Below are 3420 nucleotides of genomic sequence, written 5' to 3' on the forward strand. Positions count from 1 at the left end.
TGGATGGAAAATGACTTATCCAAATTGTTTTATGATATTTGTCCTGACCATAACAGTTTTATTTTGAACTGACTATAGTTAGTGGCTCTATCTATAACAGCAAGGCTCAATTGGATTTAACCAATTGAGCCAGTATCGACTATACACTTATTCTATCGGAGACGGCTTACCATGTGGGCTTGAGCGTAGATATTGTTTAGGCGCTTTTACTTTTGCGCCAAGCTCTGCCGCTGCGTGCCAAGGCCAATGCGGGTCATAAAGTATGCCGCGTGCCAATGCAACCGCATCCGCTTCTTCCTCAGTAATAATGCTTTGCGCTTGCTCAGCTTCGGTGATTAAGCCCACTGCGATTACTGGTATATTGACGGCTTCTTTTATCGCGGTGGCAAAAGGCACTTGGAAGTTCGCTGCCACAGGAATTTGTTGTTTTGGGCTAAGTCCTGCGGTGCTCACATGGATATAATCACAGCCTAATGCCTCTAATGCTTTAGCCAGTTCGATTGTTTGTGTGAGATCCCAGCCACCCTCAACCCAATCGGTTGCAGAAACACGCACACCTACTGGTTTTTCACTTGAGAATTCAGCCCGAACCGCTTGAAATACGTCAAGTAACAAGCGCATTCTGTTCTCAAGGCTGCCGCCGTATTGATCATCACGTGTATTAGAAAGCGGCGATAAAAACTGATGCAATAGATAACCATGAGCACCATGGATTTCAACCAAATCAAGTCCCAGCGCATCTGCGCGTTTTGCCGCATTGACAAAGTCGCTTATGAGCGCATCGATGTCATTTTGATCCATTGCTTTGGGTGCATTAGCATTTTCGTCATACGCAAGCGACGACGGTGCAACTGTTTGCCAGCCATTTAACTGATCAGGGGCAATCGCACTGCCTCCGTCCCATGGTTTTTCGGTTGACGCTTTACGTCCAGCATGGGAAAGCTGTATGCCAATCGGCATAGGGCTGTACTGTCTGATTGCTGTTAACGTTTTAGCTAGTGCTGTTTGCGTCCTTTCATCCCATAATCCCAAATCAGCATAGCTGATACGTCCTTGTGGGTTGACCGCAGTGGCTTCTAAAATAAGTAGTCCTGCGCCACTCAAACTCATTTGGCCTAAATGGATCGTATGCCAATCGCTTGCCGCGCCATCATTTGCAGAGTACTGGCACATGGGTGCGATGATAATACGGTTGTCTAGTGTTATTTGCCCAAGTTTCAAAGGCGAAAAAAGTTGGCTCATGATTAATCCTTAAAAAACGCGCCTAAAGGCACGGGAAATAAAATGCAAAAGCGATATAAATGATTTGTATGGCTTATATGACTTAACTTATATGACTTAACTTATATGATTATCGCTTGAATAGTTGATGGGGATGAATCGTTATTTTTATACTGCACATTGCATTTTATGTCGTTCACTTTTGAGAGTCATTGACTCTATATCTACTAATGCACGTCATTGATATAACGCCCACTGCCAAATTAACCACACTGATCCTTTCTGCTCAATCCAATCAGTAAACACAAAAAAAATAGGGTAATTGCAAAAAATGGGGTGATAAATAGTGGTTAAAACTGCTACATTTAGCAATCATTTTTTCAATCAAATAGACGGCATCAATAAATAACTTATGAAACTATTTACATCAACACTGACTGCTAAAAAATCATCTACTCACAAACCCCTCATCAGCCTAGCGCTTAGCGTACTGATTTCGACCCTACTGATATCTGAAACGGCGCAAGCGGCAAACGCTAATGATCGCTTAGAGCAAGAAGTCGATAAGCAGGCCAAACAGTTAATGGCGCAATATCAGATTCCTGGTATGGCGTTTGGAATCATCGTTGACGGCAAATCACATTTTTATAATTATGGTTTGGCTGATAAGCAACGCAATCAGCCAGTATCAAAGGACACGATATTTGAGCTGGGTTCTGTGAGTAAGACCTTTGCTGCCACGTTGGCCAGTTATTCTGAGTTAAATGGCACCTTATCACTCGATGATACGGCGGACAAATATATTCCATACCTAAAAAATAGCGCCATTGGCAATACTAAGCTGATCAGCTTGGGTACTTATAGCGCAGGCGGGTTACCATTACAGGTGCCTGAAGACATTGAGAATAATAAAGAGCTGCTGCAATATTATAAATCTTGGCATCCTGACTTTCCTGTCAATTCGAAACGCTTATATTCCAACGCCAGTATCGGACTGTTCGGCTATATCTCTGCCCTGAGTATGCACAGTGACTACACCAAGCTCATAGAAAACACCGTGTTGCCATCGCTCAAGATGACCAATACTTTCGTGGATGTCCCTGCGAATAAAATGGAAGATTATGCCTTTGGTTATAACGCGGCAGGTGAGCCAATCAGAGTCAATCCCGGAATGCTTGATGCAGAAGCATACGGCATCAAATCAACCAGTGCCGATATGACGCGCTTTATGGCGGCAAATATGGGGCTGGTAACGGTAGATAGCCAGATGCAGCAAGCACTTGATAATAATAGAAAAGGCTACTATCGAACCAAAAACTTTACGCAAGGGCTGGCTTGGGAGATGTATCCATTACCGACGACCCTACAACAGCTTGTAGAAGGCAATTCAACAGAAACCATCTTACAACCTCAGCCCATACAATTGAATGAGCCGCCAACCCCTGTGTTAAATGATGTTTGGGTTAACAAAACAGGGGCGACCAATGGTTTTGGCGCTTACATCGCTTATATGCCTGCCAAAAAAACAGGTATTGTTATTTTAACCAATAAAAACTATCCCAATACAGAACGGGTTAAGGCTGCGTATACGATTTTAGACAGTGTGATGAATAACTAATGCTCAAAGGAGGGGGATTGCCAAAGAGGTCATTTAGCCCAAAAAATTTCGAGTTTGGGTTTAATAAGTAATGACAGAATAATTGAAAACATAATTCCAATAGGAAGAGCGGTTAGTAAACTGGCAATCCACACATAGATAAAATGGTTCCAATCAGAAAAACCATTGACATTGGCGGTCGTAATACCCGCCATGATTGATTCCATTACGACCGCCATACATAAGCCAAAAATGATATTCATTTTCACGGTAGATATATTTGGTAATATTACAGTTAAAAATTTATTGATAAGCATGGCGATCACACCGCCAATAGGGGCAATGCAGACTACGCAAAGTGCAAAAGACTTCATCCAATAAGTTAAAAAGTCAGGGCTGAAACCTATGCTTTTCCATGTCATTACGAAAGTGAGCGTACCACCAATAACGGCAACTATACTAAAAATGATCAATATTTTTTTTAAAAGATTCGGCATCTAATTATCCACATTAAATAATTTGAGCCTATAGTCAGTCTTTTATAAATAAGATACAATGCTTTTAAAATAAGCGAAGTAGCAGAAGAATCCATGACCTATTCA

Annotated in this window: 3 protein-coding genes; 1 reads left to right on the plus strand and 2 read right to left on the minus strand. The window is 41.9% G+C overall.

Annotated elements, in window-relative coordinates; genetic code table 11:
* Positions 1 to 147: 147 nt before the first annotated feature.
* Positions 148 to 1242 (minus strand): NADH:flavin oxidoreductase/NADH oxidase, encoded by a 1095-nt coding sequence (locus JMX48_RS13900; RefSeq protein ID WP_201538762.1) that lies wholly within the window; start codon positions 1240 to 1242, stop codon positions 148 to 150.
* Positions 1243 to 1633: 391 nt separating this feature from the next.
* Here JMX48_RS13900 and ampC point away from each other — a divergent pair, with 391 nt between their 5' ends.
* Positions 1634 to 2839 carry a class C beta-lactamase gene (ampC, locus tag JMX48_RS13905; protein ID WP_201538763.1) on the plus strand — a complete coding sequence of 402 codons (1206 nt, stop codon included), beginning with the start codon at positions 1634 to 1636 and terminating at the stop codon, positions 2837 to 2839.
* Between the two features lie 29 nt (positions 2840 to 2868).
* On the opposite strand, the gene JMX48_RS13910 is transcribed toward ampC, so the two are convergent.
* A complete protein-coding gene (locus JMX48_RS13910) occupies positions 2869 to 3315 on the minus strand; it encodes a DUF2798 domain-containing protein (protein WP_201538764.1) in 447 nt (148 codons plus the stop codon).
* Between the last annotated feature and the right edge of the window lie 105 nt (positions 3316 to 3420).

Origin of the sequence: Psychrobacter immobilis, assembly GCF_904846225.1 — a bacterium.
Lineage (GTDB): Bacteria > Pseudomonadota > Gammaproteobacteria > Pseudomonadales > Moraxellaceae > Psychrobacter > Psychrobacter immobilis_F.